Source organism: Colwellia sp. 12G3, assembly GCF_002836775.1.
Classification (GTDB): domain Bacteria; phylum Pseudomonadota; class Gammaproteobacteria; order Enterobacterales; family Alteromonadaceae; genus Colwellia.
This window is the reverse complement of the sequence record NZ_PJAQ01000007.1, coordinates 61346-80741: the sequence shown is the minus strand read 5'-3', so window position 1 is coordinate 80741 and position 19396 is coordinate 61346. Positions and strand designations below refer to the sequence as shown.

General features: G+C 38.2%; 16 protein-coding genes. 9 read left to right on the top strand and 7 right to left on the bottom strand.

Annotation, left to right across the window (positions count from 1 at the left end; translation table 11 throughout):
- Position 1: 1 nt before the first annotated feature.
- The 4 genes from CXF71_RS02690 (at position 2) to CXF71_RS21790 (ending at position 3474) form a co-directional block, all read left to right on the top strand.
- Positions 2-193: a hypothetical protein gene (locus CXF71_RS02690; RefSeq protein ID WP_101230229.1), complete on the top strand. Its 192-nt coding sequence runs from the start codon at positions 2-4 to the stop codon at positions 191-193.
- A gap of 204 nt (positions 194-397) precedes the next feature.
- The gene (locus tag CXF71_RS02685; RefSeq protein WP_101231456.1) at positions 398-1897 is read left to right on the top strand and encodes a Na+/H+ antiporter NhaC family protein; all 1500 of its coding nucleotides are present in this window, start codon (positions 398-400) and stop codon (positions 1895-1897) included.
- Between the two features lie 155 nt (positions 1898-2052).
- A complete protein-coding gene (locus CXF71_RS02680; protein WP_101231455.1) occupies positions 2053-3099 on the top strand; it encodes an isoaspartyl peptidase/L-asparaginase family protein in 1047 nt (348 codons plus the stop codon).
- A gap of 249 nt (positions 3100-3348) precedes the next feature.
- The gene (locus CXF71_RS21790; RefSeq protein WP_269800791.1) at positions 3349-3474 is read left to right on the top strand and encodes a hypothetical protein; all 126 of its coding nucleotides are present in this window, start codon (positions 3349-3351) and stop codon (positions 3472-3474) included.
- A 107-nt stretch (positions 3475-3581) separates the two neighbouring features.
- Here CXF71_RS21790 and CXF71_RS02675 read toward each other — a convergent pair whose 3' ends face one another.
- Positions 3582-4112, bottom strand: coding sequence for a hypothetical protein (locus CXF71_RS02675; RefSeq protein ID WP_101231454.1), 531 nt, complete (start codon positions 4110-4112; stop codon positions 3582-3584).
- Between the two features lie 394 nt (positions 4113-4506).
- On the opposite strand from CXF71_RS02675, the gene CXF71_RS02670 reads away from it, so the two are divergent.
- The 4 genes from CXF71_RS02670 to ahpF all read left to right on the top strand — a co-directional run bounded on the left by CXF71_RS02670 (position 4507) and on the right by ahpF (position 8970).
- Positions 4507-5124, top strand: coding sequence for a LysE family translocator (locus CXF71_RS02670; protein ID WP_101231453.1), 618 nt, complete (start codon positions 4507-4509; stop codon positions 5122-5124).
- Between the two features lie 360 nt (positions 5125-5484).
- Positions 5485-6384, top strand: coding sequence for a DNA-binding transcriptional regulator OxyR (gene oxyR, locus CXF71_RS02665; RefSeq protein WP_101231452.1), 900 nt, complete (start codon positions 5485-5487; stop codon positions 6382-6384).
- Positions 6385-6588: 204 nt separating this feature from the next.
- Complete coding sequence (gene ahpC / locus CXF71_RS02660; protein ID WP_101231451.1) at positions 6589-7158, top strand: alkyl hydroperoxide reductase subunit C; 570 nt, start codon at positions 6589-6591, stop codon at positions 7156-7158.
- Between the two features lie 240 nt (positions 7159-7398).
- Positions 7399-8970: an alkyl hydroperoxide reductase subunit F gene (gene ahpF / locus CXF71_RS02655; protein ID WP_101231450.1), complete on the top strand. Its 1572-nt coding sequence runs from the start codon at positions 7399-7401 to the stop codon at positions 8968-8970.
- 72 nt (positions 8971-9042) lie between these two features.
- Here the strand turns inward: ahpF and CXF71_RS02650 are convergent, their stop codons facing one another.
- From CXF71_RS02650 to CXF71_RS21605, 3 genes are all read right to left on the bottom strand, one after another.
- Positions 9043-11892 carry an ATP-binding protein gene (locus CXF71_RS02650; protein WP_101231449.1) on the bottom strand — a complete coding sequence of 950 codons (2850 nt, stop codon included), beginning with the start codon at positions 11890-11892 and terminating at the stop codon, positions 9043-9045.
- 345 nt (positions 11893-12237) lie between these two features.
- Positions 12238-13608, bottom strand: coding sequence for a methyl-accepting chemotaxis protein (locus CXF71_RS02645; RefSeq protein WP_232771356.1), 1371 nt, complete (start codon positions 13606-13608; stop codon positions 12238-12240).
- The gene (locus tag CXF71_RS21605) at positions 13605-14138 is read right to left on the bottom strand and encodes a hypothetical protein (RefSeq protein ID WP_232771355.1); all 534 of its coding nucleotides are present in this window, start codon (positions 14136-14138) and stop codon (positions 13605-13607) included. The genes CXF71_RS02645 and CXF71_RS21605 overlap by 4 nt, the downstream gene beginning before the upstream one ends.
- Positions 14139-14637: 499 nt before the next feature.
- Between CXF71_RS21605 and CXF71_RS02640 the strand changes: the two genes are divergently transcribed.
- Complete coding sequence (locus CXF71_RS02640) at positions 14638-15519, top strand: TIGR01777 family oxidoreductase (protein WP_101231448.1); 882 nt, start codon at positions 14638-14640, stop codon at positions 15517-15519.
- Here CXF71_RS02640 and CXF71_RS02635 read toward each other — a convergent pair whose 3' ends face one another.
- From CXF71_RS02635 to CXF71_RS02625, 3 genes are all read right to left on the bottom strand, one after another.
- Complete coding sequence (locus CXF71_RS02635; protein WP_101231447.1) at positions 15520-17055, bottom strand: serine hydrolase domain-containing protein; 1536 nt, start codon at positions 17053-17055, stop codon at positions 15520-15522. It abuts the gene before it with no gap.
- Positions 17056-17094: 39 nt separating this feature from the next.
- Positions 17095-17964, bottom strand: coding sequence for a TrmB family transcriptional regulator (locus CXF71_RS02630; RefSeq protein ID WP_101231446.1), 870 nt, complete (start codon positions 17962-17964; stop codon positions 17095-17097).
- Between the two features lie 744 nt (positions 17965-18708).
- Positions 18709-18915, bottom strand: coding sequence for a cold-shock protein (locus CXF71_RS02625; RefSeq protein WP_101227592.1), 207 nt, complete (start codon positions 18913-18915; stop codon positions 18709-18711).
- Positions 18916-19396 lie beyond the last annotated feature (481 nt).

Sequence of the window (19396 nt, the reverse complement as noted above, 5' to 3'; positions counted from 1 at the left end):
TATGGAATTTAAAGATATTCATATTGGTATGAAATGTGGCAGTAAAAAAGGTAGTGGTACTGTTACTTGGGTTGATGGCTCAACACATACTATTTATATGGTTGATTGTAACAATAATAATAATTTTGAAGTTAACATCAGCGATATAATTGAAGATCCACAAGCGCACAATAAAGAAGATGATTACTATTAAATAACGCCAAAATCTATCTTCGATAAATAAATACAAACCCGTTAAATTTATAATTTTTCGGGTTTTTCATTTTCACACTGTAAATATATTGAATCTACCTTAGCTATTTGCCACACTGCTCCCCTCTACAACTAACTTGATTCATTGCATTAGTCTAATCAAGTCAGTTGGTCTAAAAATCAAACTCATGCTTTAAGGTCTTTTATGGAATGGTTGTCTGTACTGCCTCCTTTGGTCGCTATTATTATTGTTATTTGGAAAAAAGAAGTCATTCTTGCACTACTTTCCGCCGTATTTACCTCTGAGTTGCTATTAGCATCGCAACACCACAGTAATGCCATTTTTCATGCTTTCATTGGTTTTATTGAACGTATTATCAGTGTGGTCAGCTCTGGCGGTAATGCCCGTATATTGATTTTTAGTTTGCTGATTGGTGCTTTATTAGCATATGTCAGAGACTCAGGTGGTGTTACTGCCACCGTGGAAAAATTAGTGAATAAAGGCATTGCCAAAAGTAAACGACAAGTCGGTGCTTTGACCATGTTTACTGGCATGGTTATCTTTATAGAATCAAACTTGAGCGTACTTACTGCGGGCATTTTATCTCGGGATTTATTCGACAAATTCAAAATGAGTCGTGCGCGCCTAGCCTATATTATTGACAGTACCAGTGCGCCTGTATGTATTTTGGTGCTATTAAATGGTTGGGGCGCTTATGTGCTAGCACTGCTTAATAACTATGAATTAGGGCAGTCTTCAGTGTCAATTCTATGGGGTTCTGTTGCTTTTAACTTCTATGCCATCATCGCTTTGCTTATGGTGGTTTATACGGTAGTAACCGATCGAGTCCATGGGCCGATGAGAGCGACAGAGTTAGCATTAAATGCTGATGCGCAAGTACAGCAAAATATAGACGCGACTGAATTAACACAGCAGTCTTGCATGCAAGACTCCACAATCGTTCAACAATCAACAGTTTCACAACAAGCTGTACCTCAAGAAACATTGTCACAAGCTATATTACAAGAAACCATGGTACCTGCCACTAAAGCACGCTTTATGTTAGTACCATTGTTGAGCATGATCTTTGGTATGTTTTTCTTTATGTATTGGAGTGGTAATGGTGATATCACTCAGGGGAGCGGCAGCAAATCGGTACTTTATGCTACCTGTTTAGCCTTGGCGGTGAGTTACTGTTTATTGCGTTTTTCTAAACGATTTGAACATAAAGAATTAGTTGAAATAGGTTTTAAAGGCATTGCTGAATTACTGCCTTTGGTTACGATAGTCTTATTGTCACTAACCCTTGGTGCAAGTTTAAAAGAGCTGGGTACAGGTTACTTTATTGCAGGGATAGTTGGTGAGCATTTACCGTTAATTCTTGTGGTACCTATGTTGTTTTTGGCAGGTGCGGTTATTTCATTTAGTACCGGGACTTCATGGGGAACGTTCGCCATTTTAATTCCTATTGGTGTGCCATTAATTCAAGCGTTAGGTTTGCCGCCTTCATTGGTGATTGCTGCGATTCTAGGTGGCGGTATCTTTGGTGATCATTGTTCGCCAATTTCTGATACCACATGTGTGTCTGCCATTGCATCGGGTTGCGACTTACTTGAACATGTTAAAACCCAAATGCCCTATGCACTGTTTGGTGGCGCTCTCACCTTAGTCGCTTATTTAGTGGCTAGTATTATCATGATTTAGTTTGTTATTCCTCCCTGTTTAGCCGTATAACAATTTCTCTATTTGCTGTTAAACGGGAATATCAGTGCAGTTGTCGAGAGTAAGTTGTAAACCCACTCTCTTTAATGCAGATTAACTCTATGAGATTCACCATCTAAGATTAACGAGGAATAATAATGAAAAAAACGCGACCTATCTTAACTTGTCTATTTTTATCAGCTTTTGCTAATACGGTATTTTCTAATACGGTCTTAGCAAAAGATGTTCCTTTTGCTATCGCCATTCATGGCGGTGCTGGCACCATTCAAAAAGAACGTTTTACCCCTGAAAAAGAAGCGGCTTATCGCGCGAAATTAAAGGAATCAGTTGAAGCTGGCTATGTGATCCTAGAAAAGGGCGGTACTAGCCTCGATGCGTTAAGCACAGCGATAAATATTCTCGAAAACTCACCTTTTTTCAATGCAGGTAAAGGCGCGGTTTATACCCATGATGAAACCCATGAGATGGATGCTTCTATTATGGATGGAAAAAATCGTCAAGCAGGCGCAGTTGCTGGCGTTAAACATATTGAAAATCCGATAAACCTAGCACGGCTAGTGATGGATAAATCTGTGCACGTTATGTTAAGTGGTGCGGGCGCAGAAACGTTTGCCCAAAGCCAAGGTATGGCTTTAGTTGATAATCATGTATTTGATACTGACGATAGATATAAATCATTACTGCGCGCTAAAGCTAAAATGGAAAAAGCGAAGCAAGAAGATAAAGACTATCAAGCCGCACATTTTGCTTTAGAGACTGAATATAAAGTGGGTACTGTTGGCGCTGTTGCGCTTGATAAATTCGGTAATATTGCTGCGGGTACTTCTACTGGCGGCATGACCAATAAACGTTATGGCCGTATTGGTGATGCACCGGTTATTGGGGCAGGTACTTTTGCTGATAATGCTTCATGTGCTGTTTCTGCTACAGGCCATGGTGAATATTTTATCCGTTATAATGTAGCCGCTGACATTTGTGCCAGAGTACAGTATCAAGGAAAAAGCATTGAGCAAGCAGGTAAAGAAGTTATTCATGATGTGCTCATGCCTATTGGCGGCACAGGTGGCGTGATCATTATCGATACTCAAGGTAATATCAGCTTACCTTTTAACACTAAAGGTATGTACCGAGCTAGCAAGTCTAATAGCCAAGCGACCTATGTAGGTATTTTTAAAGACGATTAACCGATTAACCGATTAATCAACGACCATTAAACCAACGGCCATTAAAATAAAATATGATCAACCTCGGCTAGAGCATTTACTGTAAACCATTGGCTAGGCAATAATATTTATTATTATTGCCTTAATCCACTGTTTTAATATTACTAGCTTTCTTTGATCCAGATCAAGTTTGTCTGTCTATACTTATCAATATCGGCTAAAATGCGCGCCATATTTTAGTTGTTTATTTGTTGTACAGGAAACTAGACCATGTCACACCATGAAGAAGATTTTAAAGATACTAGCTCATTCATTCATTTAGCAATGATTCTGGTGGCAATTGTTGCCATGCCTTTACTACCTATGGTTATGGGTTGGTTTACGATGTTACGTTAATCGATAAATAATTATTACTGTCGAGGGCATTCGCACCTCGCAGTAATTATTAACTTCAGCAATTATTACTTCCTATCGCTTTCAACATTCCATTTAACCCAAAAATACTAGCCACTAACACTGTAACCCTTGGCATCAAGGCAGACATTGCGCGCTTTATTGTAGTTATTCAATTTTTCATCTGATAATTGTTGAGCTTGAGCCGCTTGTTGTTGAGCCTGTTGCTCGACGGATTTTTGCTGCTCAGCCGCTTGGGATGCTGCTTTTGCATTATGCCTTCCACTAGACACTACGCCAACCGCTGCGCCTTTTGCTGCGCCATTACTTACATCATTGCCGCCAACCTCGGCAATTAGCGCGCCGGCAGCAGCGCCTTTCAGTGCTCCCCTCAAGCCTGATTTACGTTGAGGAGCTGGTTGAGCGGAGGGCTGAGGTGCTGTTGCTGCAACGGGTGCCTGAACAGCCGTAGGATCAAAACCAGTTTCACTAACTGCAAAGCTATGACAGGAATATTCATCTTGTTGCTGCTGTTCTTTAGTTTGGCCATTTTTAGGGAAAATATATTGCTGGGCACTTACATTGCTTATAGCTAAAATAGATAACATCAATAGTATAGTTTTCATTGTAGTATTTTTCATAGTTGCCTCTTTTGTGTATTTAAATCTTGTTGGTGTTTTTTATCCAGTAAGTATACTTACTTATAAATATTATTCATGCAGTAAGTATACTTACTTATAAATATTATTCTAACGACTTAAATTCATAATAAATATGCACCAAGATCATATCATGAGTTTATTGTGTCTTAGCTACTTACACTTAAAATTTTTAATTATTGCCTTTCAAAACACTAAGTATCACTATAGAGTCCAAATAGCATTGTAGTCATTATTTTTGGTTGCTTTTTAGACTAAAATCATCTGATTTCAACCCTATAATTTCACCGCTTATTTTCTGATGCAATGAGTCACCTGTTGAAAAATAAAGCCATTTATTAATGTCTTTTCAACCACAATAAAACAAGGCAACTAATTGATAGACATAACATTATTATCCATATTTATTCCCACATTCTTCTTGGTTAGTATCACCCCTGGCATGTGCATGACATTAGCGATGACTTTAGGCATGAGTATTGGTGTACGTCGTACCATGTGGATGATGATTGGTGAGCTAATAGGGGTCGCCATTGTTGCTATCGCAGCTGTACTTGGCGTTGCCAGTATTATGCTGAATTACCCTGATATATTTGAAGTGTTGAAATGGGTCGGTGGTGCTTACTTAGCGTACATTGGCCTAAACATGTGGCGTTCAAAAGGTAAAATGTCGATAGGCGATAATAAGCCAAGTGATGTTAAGCGACGGTCTTTATTTATCCAGGGATTTGTTACTGCAATTGCTAATCCAAAGGGTTGGGCTTTTATGATCTCTCTACTGCCTCCTTTCATTAGTGTTGACCGCGACGTGGCTCCACAGCTATTAATATTGCTCGGCGTTATCATGGTAACCGAATTTACTAGCATGATGGCTTATGCTGCTGGCGGTAAAAGTCTGCGGTTATTTTTAAGTCGCGGCGATAACGTCAAGTGGATGAATCGTATTGCCGGTAGTTTGATGGTAGCTGTTGGTATTTGGCTAGCGCTTGGTTAGAGGGCATTTTTTAAAGCATCGAAACTCGCTTTCATAACGTGAACATAATACCATAGCCTAACACCCTGTTTTCCTATTAATTGATAGGCTAAAATACCAAATCAAGTAAGTTTGTTCCCACTCAGAGCTTGTCAGCGGTTTGAGAACAAATAGAATTTTTTATATATACTCATTCTATATTATGGAAATTATGTGCGGTTATCGAATTGCTGACCAACTCCCAAAGGGCGAGTTTAAAAGGCTTATATGCTGCGTTATTGATTTTGACAATAGAATAACTATTCTCTTCAATCAATGCCTTGCCTCTAAGCCTTTTAATTCTCGCTGAGTGAAAAGAAACTTATTTGAATTGGTATTACTATGATTAAGTTACGCGATTTAGAATATTTAACGGCCATAGATAAACACAAACACTTTGGTAAAGCAGCGCAGTCTTGCTTTGTGAGTCAGCCAACGTTGAGTGGTCAGTTAATGAAGTTAGAAGAACAGTTAGGTTTACAACTGGTAGAGCGCCATCGCCGTAATGTTATGCTAACACCAGCAGGGGATCAGCTAGTTCAAGAGGCACGAAAAGTATTGCAAGCGGCAGGGCAATTTGAGTCTCGTGCTAAAGCTTTGCTTGACCCTTTTGCTGGCGACTTACACTTAGGCTTAATACCAACGTTAGCGCCGTATTTGTTACCACATATCATGGCAGACTTAAATACAACGCTACCTAACATCAACTTCTTTCTCCATGAAAATCAAACTAAGGTGTTATTGCAGCAATTGGACCAAGGTAAGTTAGATGTATTAATTTTACCCTATCTTGAAGAAATGGAAAAATTTGAATCCTACCAGTTGTTTGATGAGCCGCTTATGCTGGCAACACCAAAAACTCATCGACTGGCTCATAAAAAGAGCCTATCACTTTCAGATTTACATGATGAAAAAATTCTCACTTTAGCGGACGGTCATTGTCTTAAAGACCAAGCAATGGGGTATTGTTTTTCTGCGGGTGCTAAAGAAGACAATAGTTTTCAAGCAACAAGTTTAGAAACACTACGTCATATGGTGGCTAGTGGTATGGGCATTACCCTATTGCCCGCGCTTGCTGCGCAAGGGAACTTAGCCAGTAACACTATTCATTACGGAAATTTTCAAGCCCCTGTGCCTGTGCGTGGCATCTCCTTGGTGATTAGACCTAATTACTCACGCATGCAATGTGTTCGATCCATTGTAGCCAGTGTGCGTAAATCCCTCAGCGGTATTATTAGTTAGTTATAGCCTTCATACTCCAAGTTAACTTCTTTCAAATAGCTCATGATCATTGCTTACATTTAGTGTGATAGGTTTTATCTATCATATTTATAATTACTATCGATTATACTAATTTAAGCTCTGACTCTACTATTGTCCTGTCTTCAACGAAACAGCTTTAACGTTTCAAACACAGTTACCAATAACATTTAACGGGAGTTCATCATGAACCAATCAATTATCAATACTAAATTATTACCTTTCAACGCGACTGCTTTTCACAACGGGGAATTTGTTGAATTAAGCGAAAAAGACCTTGCTGATAAATGGTCAATCGTTTTCTTCTACCCAGCTGATTTCACTTTTGTTTGTCCTACCGAATTAGGTGACATGGCTGATCATTATGACGAATTACAAAAAATGGGTGTGGAAGTTTACTCAGTATCAACAGATACCCACTTTACCCATAAAGCGTGGCACGACACTTCAGATACTATTAACAAAATCAAGTACCCTATGATTGGTGACCCAACAGGCGCAATTACACGTAACTTCGGTGTCATGATCGAAGAAGCTGGTTTAGCACTTCGTGGCACATTTGTTATTAACCCAGAGGGTGAAGTAAAAATTGCTGAAGTACATGACTTAGGTATCGGCCGAAGCGCAGCTGAGTTACTCCGTAAAGTTAAAGCCGCTCAATATGTAGCAGAGCACGACGGTGAAGTTTGTCCAGCAGCATGGCAACCAGGTGCTGAGACTCTAGCGCCATCTCTAGATTTAGTAGGAAAAATCTAAATTAAGATTAGTTAAGTTTTCTATAGATTAGTTTAAATAGCACTTACTCTTTGTTGCGAAGCAATCACATAGAAAATCTATGCTCATGCTTCGCGCCTCGAGTAAGCGCCATTTAATTCAACTCTAAGTTCAAACTTAAGAGCACAACAGTAACTAACTCCCCTGATGTGATCTTGATTTAAACGAGTTTTATTCCCTTATCACTTTCTCCATTCCCATTAAATATCTATAGAGGTCATTATGTTAGACACAAATTTACAAGCACAATTGAAAGGTTATTTAGATAACTTAAAAACACCGGTCGAGCTAATCACTTTTACTGATGAAAGTCCTAAGGCAAAAGAACTTAACCAGCTAGTGACACAAATTGTTGCGTTATCACCGCTAGTCACCACCATTGATGGTAATAATACTGAGCAAGCGAGTAACGAAAGAGTACCATCGATGCTAGTGCGTAGTGTCGCTAGTAATAGTGAAATGCGTTTTGCCGGCTTACCTATGGGGCATGAATTTACCTCGTTAGTGATGGCGTTATTGCACAGTGGTTCACATCCATTAAAAATTGATGCTGAGCAAATAGAACAAGTACGTAACCTTCAAGGTGACTTTGTCTTTGAAACCTATATATCGCTAAGCTGTCAGAATTGTCCTGATGTGGTGCAAGCGCTAAATATGATGGCAGCCATTAATCCGAATATAAAACACACTATGATTGATGGTTCGTTATTTCAAACGGAAGTGTTTGACCGTGATGTCATGGCAGTGCCGAGTGTATATTTAAATGGAGAGTCATTTAGCCAAGGCCGTGTTTCATTAACTGATATCTTAAATAAAGTCGATAAAAATGCCGGCGCTCGTCAAAGTAAAGCATTAGAGAACAAAGAAACCTATGACTTTTTAGTGGTTGGTGGTGGCCCAGCAGGCGCGGCAGCAGCTATTTATGCGGCACGAAAAGGTATCAATACCGGCTTGGTAGCAGACCGATTTGGCGGACAAGTTAGCGATACTATGGCCATTGAGAATTTTATTTCGGTGAAAGCCACGCAAGGACCAAAACTGGTTGCCAGTTTAGAAGAGCATGTTCGTGAATATGAGGTTGATATCATGAACAGCAATAAAGCCAGTAAAGTAAAACGTAATGAAGAAACGGGCTTAATTGAAGTTAGCCTAGAAAATGGCGCAATACTGAAAAGTAAATCAGTAGTGTTAGCAACAGGGGCGCGCTGGCGTGAAATGAATGTACCGGGTGAGCAGGAATATCGCGGTAAAGGTGTTGCCTATTGTCCTCATTGTGATGGACCGTTATTTAAAGGCAAGCCAGTAGCTGTTATTGGCGGCGGTAATTCAGGCATCGAAGCGGCCATTGATTTAGCCGGTATTGTTGAGCAGGTAACTGTTTTAGAATTTGCTGATACGCTTCGTGCAGATGACGTTTTAGTGAGAAAAGCTAACTCATTAGCCAATGTCACTATTATTACTAATGCCCAAACTACCGAGGTATTAGGTGATGGTAAACGAGTGACCAGCTTAAGTTATACAGACCGAAGTACAGGTGAGAATCATGCATTAGCATTAGCGGGTATTTTTGTACAAATAGGATTGATGCCAAACAGTGAATTTTTACAAGGTGATATCGAGTTAACTCATCGTGGTGAAATTATCGCAGGCAGTAAAGGTGAAACGTCAGTTGCTGGTGTGTATGCGGCAGGTGATGTCACTGATAGTCCATTTAAGCAAATCATCATTGCTATGGGCAGTGGCGCCAATGCCGCCTTAGGTGCTTTTGATTATCTTATTCGTCAAGATGTTTAGCAGATATTTGGCATAAGCCGCTTAAAAATTAGTAATTAAAAATTAAGCGGTTAATCATTCTTTAGTAACCAGTTATTTCGCTACTTCAAGTAAGCAGGCGGTTAATTTTTCAATGTTGATGGGCTTGGCAAGATGCTTAGTAAAGCCCAACGACAGTGCTTTGTCTTTACTACGCGTATCAACATCGGCTGTTAAGGCAAAAATAGGCAAATCAGCATATTGAGGCATTGCTCTTATTTGCTGTGTCGCTTGATATCCATCTAACACCGGCATCTGGCAGTCCATTAAAATGACATCTACGGGCTCTGTTTGTAAATAATCTATAGCCAATTGTCCATTCTCAACAATGACAGCCTTAATGCCTAACTTGGCTAATACAATACTAATGAGCTTTTGATTAATGCGGTTGTCTTCAGCCACTAATACTTTTAGCTTCGTTAGTTTATTCTGCCCTTTACTTGCATCACTTTCCTGTTCTTTTGAAGTAGTATCAATCAGTGAGTTTTTTTCATTGTCGCTTACTATCTGTCGAAATGAATCACTTTCAGGAGCCGATTTTGTAGGCTTAATTCGGGTGAGTGGCAGCCAACAAGTAAATATAAAGCTGGTCCCAGCTCCCTCTTTACTTTCTATGGTTATATCTCCAGCCATTAGCAAACTAAGCCTCTTCGCTATAGTTAAGCCTAGGCCGGTACCACCAAAATCACGAGAAGTTGAGGTGTCAGCTTGAGTGAAAGGCTTAAACAGCTTATCTATATTGTCCGCGGCAATACCGATACCGGTATCTGTTACCTTAATAGCAATGTGCGCTTTATTATCTTCAATTGTAATCAAGTCAGCTGAGATTGAAATACCACCACTTTGGGTAAATTTCATCGCATTACCACATAAATTCATTAATATTTGTTCAATACGTGTTTGATCGCCAGAAAAATTAAGGTCTGTAGGCAAATTATCATTTAAGTGCCAAAAGAGCGCTTTATTACTAGCCTCTACTTCAAATAAACTATTAATACGCTTTAAAACCAAGTGCATATCAAACGATTCATTAGTGAGAAGTAACTTTTCTGATTCAATTTTTGATATATCGAGAATGTTATTCACTATGTGCAGTAGTAAGTCTGATGAAACATCAATATGTTGCAGGTAGGATTTAATTTCCTCCATATCGTTGGAAACTTTAGCCAGTTGAGCAAAGCCAATCATTGAATTCATTGGTGTTCTAATTTCATGACTCATATTAGCTAAGAATTGGCTTTTCGCTTTATTGGCATAATTTGCTTCTTGCATTGCCTCATTGAGGGATTTAGTGCGTTGGCTAACAAGATTATTTAACTGTAACTGCCGATTATGCATTAATAAGAGTGACGTAATTATCGTGATAGCAATGATCACCAATAACAAGAAAAATCTTAAAAAATTCTGATGTTGTTGCCGAGTCAAATAACTTTTATTGGCGAATAAATGCAAGGACCATTTCTGCCCTGCGACATTAAAGTCATGAGTGAAATGCTTGTTTACATCCTTCAACGCTGACTCATGAGTACCGTTATGAAAAGTGTCATTAGATATGAACCATTGTTTATTATTTTGTTCAAAAACTTCATAATAAAATAACTTTTCTTGGGAATCACTGATGGCATTGCGGATGATTTTCTCTGCTAGATATACACCGGTAGCAAAACCAATTAATTTTTTATCTGAAGTTTTTTTACCGTCAATCGTTTGTTCAAATACCGGAAAAAATAATAAAAATGCGGGCTCTTTTTTGAATGATTGCACCAATTGAATAATAGGTGTGGCTTGGGGTTGATAATTAGCCATGATGTTATCTAAAGTGTTTTTCCGTGAAGGGTTAGAGTACACGTTAAAACCTATTGCTTTAACATTACTTTCTTCTGGGCTAATCAATTTTACATAAACCAAATCGTCATTTATCGATAACGGTTCGCCCCGGATAGTAATCTTTTTTTGATAGAACTGCTCTAATTGTGTTTCATGGTTTTGCTGTTCAGCTTGATTAATTAGTGGGTTCCAAGACATGGCTTTAAGCGTGTTAGAACTTTGTGAAAGTTTATTAACAAATGAATGAAATTGCTCACGTGAGCTAGCAGGGTTGTGCTGAACAAAAGCGGCTAATAAGCTTAGTTGCTCAATGCTTGCACTTATTTGATGATAAATACCATTTTCAATGACGTTTGATTCCTTGGTGATGAACTCCTTAGTATTGGTATTTGAGTTAGTAATGAAAACTTTTGTTAGTAAAATAACTACGATAAATAAAGCACTTACTGAATATAAGATAATCCATCTGGCTTTGCGCTGTTCGGTTTTTAATTGGCGAAAGTCAAGTAAGCTAAAAATAAAAGGCAGTGAAATTAATACGCCTAATGAGTCACCTAACCACCAATAAATAAAATTTAAGTAAAAATCTTCGATTGGGAATTGTGGATTTAAAACACTAAGTGTACTAACCCCGATAACGGAAGATATTAAATTAACTAGAATGCCAACGACGAAGATAAAATAGAGTGTTTTTTTATTTTTCGTTTGATTGATAGGACTACCAAGCCAGTACCGGAGCAGCGCACTGCCTGCCATTGCTTGTAGTGCGGCACCGCAGGCAATAATTGCATTTTGTAGCGCGGTTACTGAAAATAAAAAAGATAAGTCGACGTTTGGAGTGACAGAAAAATTAAAAATAAATGAGGCCAAAAATACAGCGGGAAAAAAACGCCACCACCATAAATAGCAACCGACAAGTGCGATCCCCGCAGGTAACCAAATAGGGACTATCTGACTTTGAAAAGAAATGGACGATAAAAGGTGGCCAAAAACTATATAACTAGCAAAAAGGGTAAAATACAAAAGCCAGGTTTTATTGGCGGGGTATGCATATGTATTTATGTCAGTATTTTCCACAAAAATCCTGTATATATCCTGTTTTCAATTGCCACTAACTATAAACTAAATTTGACTATTTACACAATGTTGAGAGGCTTATTTATAAAGGGTAAATATGAATTTCAAGTAGATTTTTTGTCAGCTACAGTGTTATTTGTTGTCTTGTTGTCTTGTTGTCTTGCTGTCATTTCTCTTGGCGCTTTTAATCACTAAATGGTCTGTTTAAGTATCCACAATCAACATCAGTGAAACTAGCTTGGGAAATAAAAAGCCGTAGCACTTTCTAAGTGCTACGGCTTTTTGTAGATGAAACTTATTCGGTCGAGTTAAATAGCTGTGTTGAATTGACAGGGATTAATAAATCTATACTTTAAATCGACTGATTATCTCTGTTAGCTGTTGATTTATAATATCAATACTATTTACCTCTTCAAGCACTTGTTTTCCGTTTTGGTCTAACTCACCGACAATATTGCTAATTGTTGTCATATTTTTACTGAGATCATGGGTAACATTGCTTTGTTCTTCAGCCGCAGCGGCAACTTGTGTACTTAAATTATTAATCTCCGACACAATACCTGTCATTGTATCCAAGCTCATTGACACTTCTCCTGCACCTGTTGCTGCTTTTTGACAACGTTCTTTCGTCACACTCATTGAATCAACAACCGTTTGATTACCTTTTAATAGGCTGGCGAGTGCACTTTCGATTTCGTCAGTGCTTGATTTTGTCCTGCTGGCAAGATTACGAACTTCATCAGCAACGACGGCAAAGCCGCGACCTTGTTCGCCAGCGCGAGCAGCTTCAATAGCGGCGTTAAGGGCCAATAAATTTGTTTGGTCCGCAATGCCGCCAATAACACTTAAGATGGAGTTAATACCATCAGTCTTATTACTCATTTCACTAACGCTTTCTACAGAGTTATCAACGTCTGAAACCAATTCAGCAATAGTTTCTTGAGCTTGAGTTACGGTATGCATTGAATCACGACCGGCGTTGTTGGCGTTATCAGTCAGTAGAGCGACATTGGCAATATCATTTGCCATAGAGCCAGCAGTAGCATTCATTTCTTCAATAGCCGTTACCACTTGCTCTGTTTCTTGAACATGCCCATCCAATATAGCGGTATTATGCTCTGATTGGTCTTTCAATTTATAAATATTGCCGTTTAGTGCTGTTGTAGCACCTTTAATTTCTAACATCATCGATTGCAGACTTTCTATAAAGCGGTTGACGCCATCTGCAATTTGACCTAAATCATCATTTGTTTGTACGTTAAGTCGCTGTGTTAAATCGCCATTACCTTGAGAAAGCGCTGTGATTGTTTCTTTTAAAACGAGTATCGGACGGTAAAGGATTTGCAATAAAATGAAAACCAATACCACACTGATCAGTGTGGCTACCAGTGTACTGATAATGGCACTTCCCTTCGCCTTAGAAAGACTGGCATATGCAATTTCAGTATCAAGATCCAGCGTATAATACCAATATTTATCAGCGACCTGAATTCGATGTGAAAAAAGTAATTTATCTACGCCATCCAATTGATAAGTGTGTATACCACTTATTTGGTTAACAGCGCCTAAGGCTGCTTTTTTAAACCAAGGATAACTCGTTGCTAGCTTTTTGGTTTCAATCGCTTTATTCGTTGAAGCTAACACTGTTGTATCATGATTAAAAATTAATGCTACAGCCCCCGGGATTTCTGCTGAATCTTTAACTAATTGATTCAAAAAGCCAATTTCATATCAACAGTAATGATACCGTTTTTTATTTGATGAACGATACTGATCCAATAATCTATAGAATCAAAATAAGGCTCGCTGATTGCTGTACCTGAACTTTTACGAGCTAACTTGTAATAAGACTCATCTCTAACATCACCATCAAATATATGATTAGGCCAAACTTCGCTAGTTTGGTTCCAGTAGCCAACACCGCTTTCAAAACCGATGGCAGAGCTATTAAGATTCATTGCAAAAGCAATGGTCTCTGTTAATTTAACAAAATCTTCAGTGCTGCCTTCTTCCCGTTGGTCATCATACAGTTTTGCAATTCGGGCCAGACCTAAAGCTTTTTCATTCAATTGTTTTTCAATAAGCTTCGCTTGTTGTTGAACGAACTGACTGTTTTCTTTAATAATGAAAGCGGTTAATGCTGTTTCTTCTTTAACATAGGAAAAGTAGCTTGTTAAAGAGACAGACAATCCAACCAATATGGTGATCGTCATAAGTAACAGATTTTTAAATCCAAATTGCATCATGATATATCTCTCTTTGTAGTCATTTTAGACCATTAACTTTTACGGATTAAAAACAATTATAATTAATTCAGTCTATTAAAGTCACATACTAAGTTACAGCAACACATTTTCTATAGTAATTCGTTAATAGAGAATATGAGTATAGGCACTTCTTGAAAGTTATGAATATAAAGTAATGATAAAGTGGTATCGCTCAGGTAGTTGAATTATAGCTAGTCTTTGGTCTTAATTTGAGTTGTGACTATTACAATGGCTGCTCTGTGGACTTATTTGAAGCAACTTGACTGACTGTTGCTCATTTCTACACAAAATACTCATGCCGTGGTGTTTACCCGTTACCAATCAAAGAAGCACTCCAAACCGGCATCTTGAATGATAACGGGTATATATTTTTATATTATTTTTAAATGATTAGCATGAATTATAGAGATTAATTGATCGACAATGGCCAATATCACGTATTATTAAGGATAACAGACGAAGGTCTAGCGGAGGCAGAATGAAAATATTAGTAACCGGTGGTACAGGTTTAATTGGTCGACACTTTATTGGTGCCTTTCATCATAAATATCAATTCACTGTTCTAACGCGCAACACATTAAAAGCACAGCAGTACTTACCTCAAAATATTGAATTTATTGAACAGCTACCAGAACAAAATAACTTTGATGCAATAATAAATCTTGCCGGTGAGCCAATTGTGGATAAACGCTGGACTAGCGCACAAAAAAAAACTATTTGTCAGAGCCGATGGGCGATTACTGAGCAAATAGTTGCAATGATTACACGTGCTATCACTAAACCAAGGTGCTTAATTAGTGGCTCAGCCATAGGTTATTACGGTGAAACAGGCGATGCGTCAACGCATGAAGACGCGCAAGTTACCCAAACTGACTTTGCTCATACACTGTGTAAAAAATGGGAGGACCTCGCCCTACAAGCGAGTGACTATTGTCGAGTGGTTTTATTGCGAACTGGTGTGGTTTTAGCGAGTGACGGTGGCGCACTGGAGAAAATGCGTTTACCCTTTGCTTTAGGGCTAGGAGGCAAGTTGGGGCATGGTCAACAATATATGTCTTGGATACATATTGACGACATGATTCATGCAATCCATTTTAGCCTACAAATCAACACTATTGAGGGAGCCATTAATTGCACCTCACCGCAGGCAATAACCAATGAAAAATTCACCAAAGCACTAGGTCAACAAGTGAATAGGCCTACCTGGTTTAGCGTACCGGCATTTATGCTTAAGAGTTTAATGGGACAAGGTGCCGAGTTATTATTGACTAGCCAAAAAATTTACCCACAAAAGCTGCTCAGTCATGGTTTTCATTTTAACCATTGTGATATTGAACATGCTCTTGCGGATTTACTTTAGTTATTGCTTTGTAAAGGTATTACCTTCGTAGCTTAGACTCGCGATATTATTATCAACTTGATTAAACTGTAGTGGTCTGCCGTTAAACATAATGAAATCTGTACGGATAGAATTAGGTTTGGTAAATGCCGTTGCTAAGGTTTTCAATTGTCCCCAAGTTAAGGTAAAGTTTTCATCTCTATCAAGTCTCACTTCTATATTGCCTAACGTTGGATGGGCGTACTTGCCGCTATAGTCCTGTTTATCATTAGATAATAGCCACTCTCTACTGGCTAGCTTCGCTTTATGTTTAGCTAGCCCTGCAGGCAGTTTTTCTACAATAGAAGTCACTTTATCTAAGCCTACTTGCGCCTCAACAGTACCGTCAGATTGTTCTAATAATATCGAGTAGGCTATATGGCTGATTGCACCGGTAACTTGTCTGCTAATATAATCTTCGTTATTTAATACCACTAAACCAATATTCTTGTCAGGCATAAATGAAATCAATGCATGCGTGCCGGCAAATCCACCTAAGTGATGTAACATGCGCTCGCCATGATAGTCGCCAGTATACCAACCCCAAGCATAACCATCACGAATGAAGTCATCATATTTGCCCTCAGTTTGTATTTGCTGAGTCTGCGACGTTTTAATGATGTTCGCTGGGATCACTTGCTTACCGTTAATTTTACCTTGATTGAGCTGTGCTATTACCATTTGCGCCATGTCACTGGCCGAAGTCACCATACCGCCTGCTGAATGCATAGTGTTATCTACTTTCTCTAGGTAAAGTGGATCCGATATTTTATGAGTCATTGAGTTAATAAATGAGTAAGGTTTGGCAACATCCCAATTTTTTTGTCTCGCTTCAGACATGATTGAACTGGTGTGCGTCATGTTTAATGGCGTGAAAACATTGTTTTGTATTTTTTCTTGCCAAGTGATTTTATTGTGTGAATCTGACCAGACACTTAAGAGGTTATAGCCAAAGTTACTGTAATCAAACTCACCATGTTTAGTTTTTTCAAGCTCAGTAGTTTGCTCAAAAAGCATTTTCTGTCGGCTCGATAAGTCATGAATGCCTGTATAAGCAAGCGCCCAACCAAGATCTTCATTTTCTATGCCTGAGCCATGAACCAATAGATCTTTCACGGTGATTTGGTTGGTTACTGCTGGCGTTAATTGCGAAAAAGCCCCCTTGGGGAATAAAGTCGCTAAGCTATCTGTTGCTTTTAGCTGACCATTTTCGATATCAATTAAGGTACTTAAGGCATAAAAGGATTTAGTGGTAGAGGCGACATAAAAGGCAGTATCGTTAGTGACCGTTTTTTTCGCTGCTATATCGCTAAAACCAAAGTTGTGTTGATAGATGATTTTACCGTCTTTGATAATTGCAATAGCAGTACCTGATGGTAATTGTGTCGTTGCTTTTGCTTGCTCTACGAATTTGGTCAGTGTTGAGAAATCAGCTACTTCAGTGCTATGTACTAAATTGCTTGTAAGTACTGAAGTTAATAGGGCTAAATAAGTTATTTTATTCATGCTTATGCTCATAGTAATCTTCCTTATATTGAGTATTCAGTCGTTTTATTTTTATTGTTGATAACGTGCTTTAAATACAGTAAAAACATTATTTTCAGTTGAAAAAGGGTGTAAATGTTCTGTTTCATCTAAGATTTGTTGGCAACGTTTGATATCGCCAGCAGGGATAGCTTGTTTTAAGTCGGTAAGAATAAGTTCGTAAATGAGTCCGCAATACATTTCCATGCAGATTAGTGCGCTTTTTGATTTAAACGCCTGAATCACATTATTAAAATCAGCGCTTAATATTGCCGTTATCGACTCTTTACCATCTGCACAAATCTTAAATGAGGTATTGTCCGTTTTTGCGTAGACTTGCTCACCTTTTTGTCTAAGTGTTATTTGCGCGCCTTTAATATCGATAGCTTGATAAACTTTAACACGCACTTCAACACCTCGCGCTGCTGCTTGTGCTAATAACGGAGCAAAGTGAGTGGCAGCTTCGGGTTTCAATTCAGCGACAATAATTGCGCTTGCTTGTGCAATGATTAAGTTTGCCGTAGCCAGAACTTGCTCTGTATTTTTTAATTGATAGACACTTTCGTCGTCTTGTTGAGCAGGAAGTCGTTTTAACTGCTCTTCTAATTCTGAGATATTTTCTGAAAAGCGAGATTGCGCGTTGGTTAACACTTGCTGCCAAGGTGTGGCATGGCAAATTTTACTATCGCCAATGGTGATCTCAATGGCACCTTTATTTGACAAACCTTCTACCGCTTTATACACATTAGCTACCGCTTTACCAATACCTTTGGCTACTGCATAGCCAGTATTGTCACCATTAATTAGCAAGTGTAAATAAACTTCACTTTCTAATTGGGTAAAGCCTAATTGACTTAATTGTCTGGTTAGCAGTTGCTGTTGGCTTTCCTGATTTTTAATCATTTGAATTAATTTTATAGTAGTAGCTGGTGATACTACTATATTGTTTTTTGCTTTTGTTTAGCAATGTTTTTATCGCAGGAGTTTGTAACAAGAAATTTAGATCTGGCTGTGCACCCTAGATTTAAAAGGATTATCTAGCTGATTCTTTGAGGTGAGTCATGGTGTAATAATCAATTTTTTCGTAAAACAGTAGGATAAAGTCGAGCGATAAACATTGCACGCCTTAGCGATGTCTTGCCCTAATGATAAGGAGTGAGATTGTCAGATATTAAAAAACTATCGCAAGAAAAAGTGAATGAACTCTTATTAATTAAATAACGTGGTAGTTGGTAGTTGGTAGGTGTGGCAATTATTTGATAAGATATTTTTATAATTCATCAAGGGGATCGTACGATGCATTCTTATTTCGTAGGCATTATTTCGTAGGCATTATTTCTGAGATTTACCTATTAAATCAGAGCATTTTGTATTCGTCTCAGCAAGCTTACTCGATGATTCTTCTTTTGTTGGTTTTTTTGTGCTTCAGGAGGAAAATCATTATTTGAATTTTCTAAGGGAGAGTATTACTGCAACTGGAACTCACTGGAATAACACACCCAGATAAAAGTGTCGTTAGCGTGATAGTGATTATTAACTTATTCACCCTGAATATTTTCAGTCATATTCCATCAGTCTAATGAAATAAAGATTAGGTAAGCGAGTACGCGTAGCGCATCCGCTTACCTAGTTGTTATATGCTAGTAATTAAACAGCTACAACTTTATTTGCGCATGGACCTTTCTGTCCTTCGCCAACTTCGTATTCTACTGCTTGGCCGTCAGCCAAAGTAGCATATTGACCACCAGCTTGAATTTCTGAATGATGAACAAATAAATCTTTGCTGCCATCTTCTGGAGTAATAAAACCGAAACCTTTGTCTGCATTAAACCACTTAACTATACCTTTACTCATAACATTCTCTTTTTTTTTGGTGAAAAAATTTAATTCTGATTCGCTATCACCATTACATAATCAGAAATTTGTTGGATACATAACAGCTAAACCGTATATTGGGAGCACCTTATTAGTTGCCCCAACAATAGATTCTATACAACTCCATCCTAATAATACTCGCTTTAATAGAATTGCGTACCCTATAAAGATATTGTATTGCTAAAAAGCCAAAGAAACCAGCAACAACACACTAAAAACCATTAATACTATATTTATTAGTCTAGATTACTCAATTATTCTACTTATTTACTCAATAAATTAATTAATAGGTTCATTTATTTAGCGAACTATAACTATTTTTTATAACCGGTAAATTCCTCGCCTGGCTTAATATTACGGTATAGCGCCATACTCTTTTTAAGGTCCACAATGTGTTTCATGATTGGTTCCATCACCCAAGCCTAGGTATATCCTTTATTTCCCCATAATTCATAAGCTT

Bases quoted from the DNA above. Each gene is read 5' to 3' on its own strand.
- CXF71_RS02685 (WP_101231456.1), top strand. From the start codon at position 398: ATGGAATGGTTGTCTGTACTGCCTCCTTTGGTCGCTATTATTATTGTT.
- CXF71_RS02630 (WP_101231446.1), bottom strand. From the start codon at position 17,964: ATGATTAAAAATCAGGAAAGCCAACAGCAACTGCTAACCAGACAATTA.
- CXF71_RS21605 (WP_232771355.1), bottom strand. From the start codon at position 14,138: ATGATGCAATTTGGATTTAAAAATCTGTTACTTATGACGATCACCATA.
- CXF71_RS02640 (WP_101231448.1), top strand. From the start codon at position 14,638: ATGAAAATATTAGTAACCGGTGGTACAGGTTTAATTGGTCGACACTTT.
- CXF71_RS02625 (WP_101227592.1), bottom strand. From the start codon at position 18,915: ATGAGTAAAGGTATAGTTAAGTGGTTTAATGCAGACAAAGGTTTCGGT.
- CXF71_RS02635 (WP_101231447.1), bottom strand. From the start codon at position 17,055: ATGAGCATAAGCATGAATAAAATAACTTATTTAGCCCTATTAACTTCA.
- ahpF (WP_101231450.1), top strand. From the start codon at position 7,399: ATGTTAGACACAAATTTACAAGCACAATTGAAAGGTTATTTAGATAAC.
- CXF71_RS21790 (WP_269800791.1), top strand. From the start codon at position 3,349: ATGTCACACCATGAAGAAGATTTTAAAGATACTAGCTCATTCATTCAT.
- CXF71_RS02690 (WP_101230229.1), top strand. From the start codon at position 2: ATGGAATTTAAAGATATTCATATTGGTATGAAATGTGGCAGTAAAAAA.
- oxyR (WP_101231452.1), top strand. From the start codon at position 5,485: ATGATTAAGTTACGCGATTTAGAATATTTAACGGCCATAGATAAACAC.
- CXF71_RS02675 (WP_101231454.1), bottom strand. From the start codon at position 4,112: ATGAAAAATACTACAATGAAAACTATACTATTGATGTTATCTATTTTA.
- CXF71_RS02680 (WP_101231455.1), top strand. From the start codon at position 2,053: ATGAAAAAAACGCGACCTATCTTAACTTGTCTATTTTTATCAGCTTTT.
- ahpC (WP_101231451.1), top strand. From the start codon at position 6,589: ATGAACCAATCAATTATCAATACTAAATTATTACCTTTCAACGCGACT.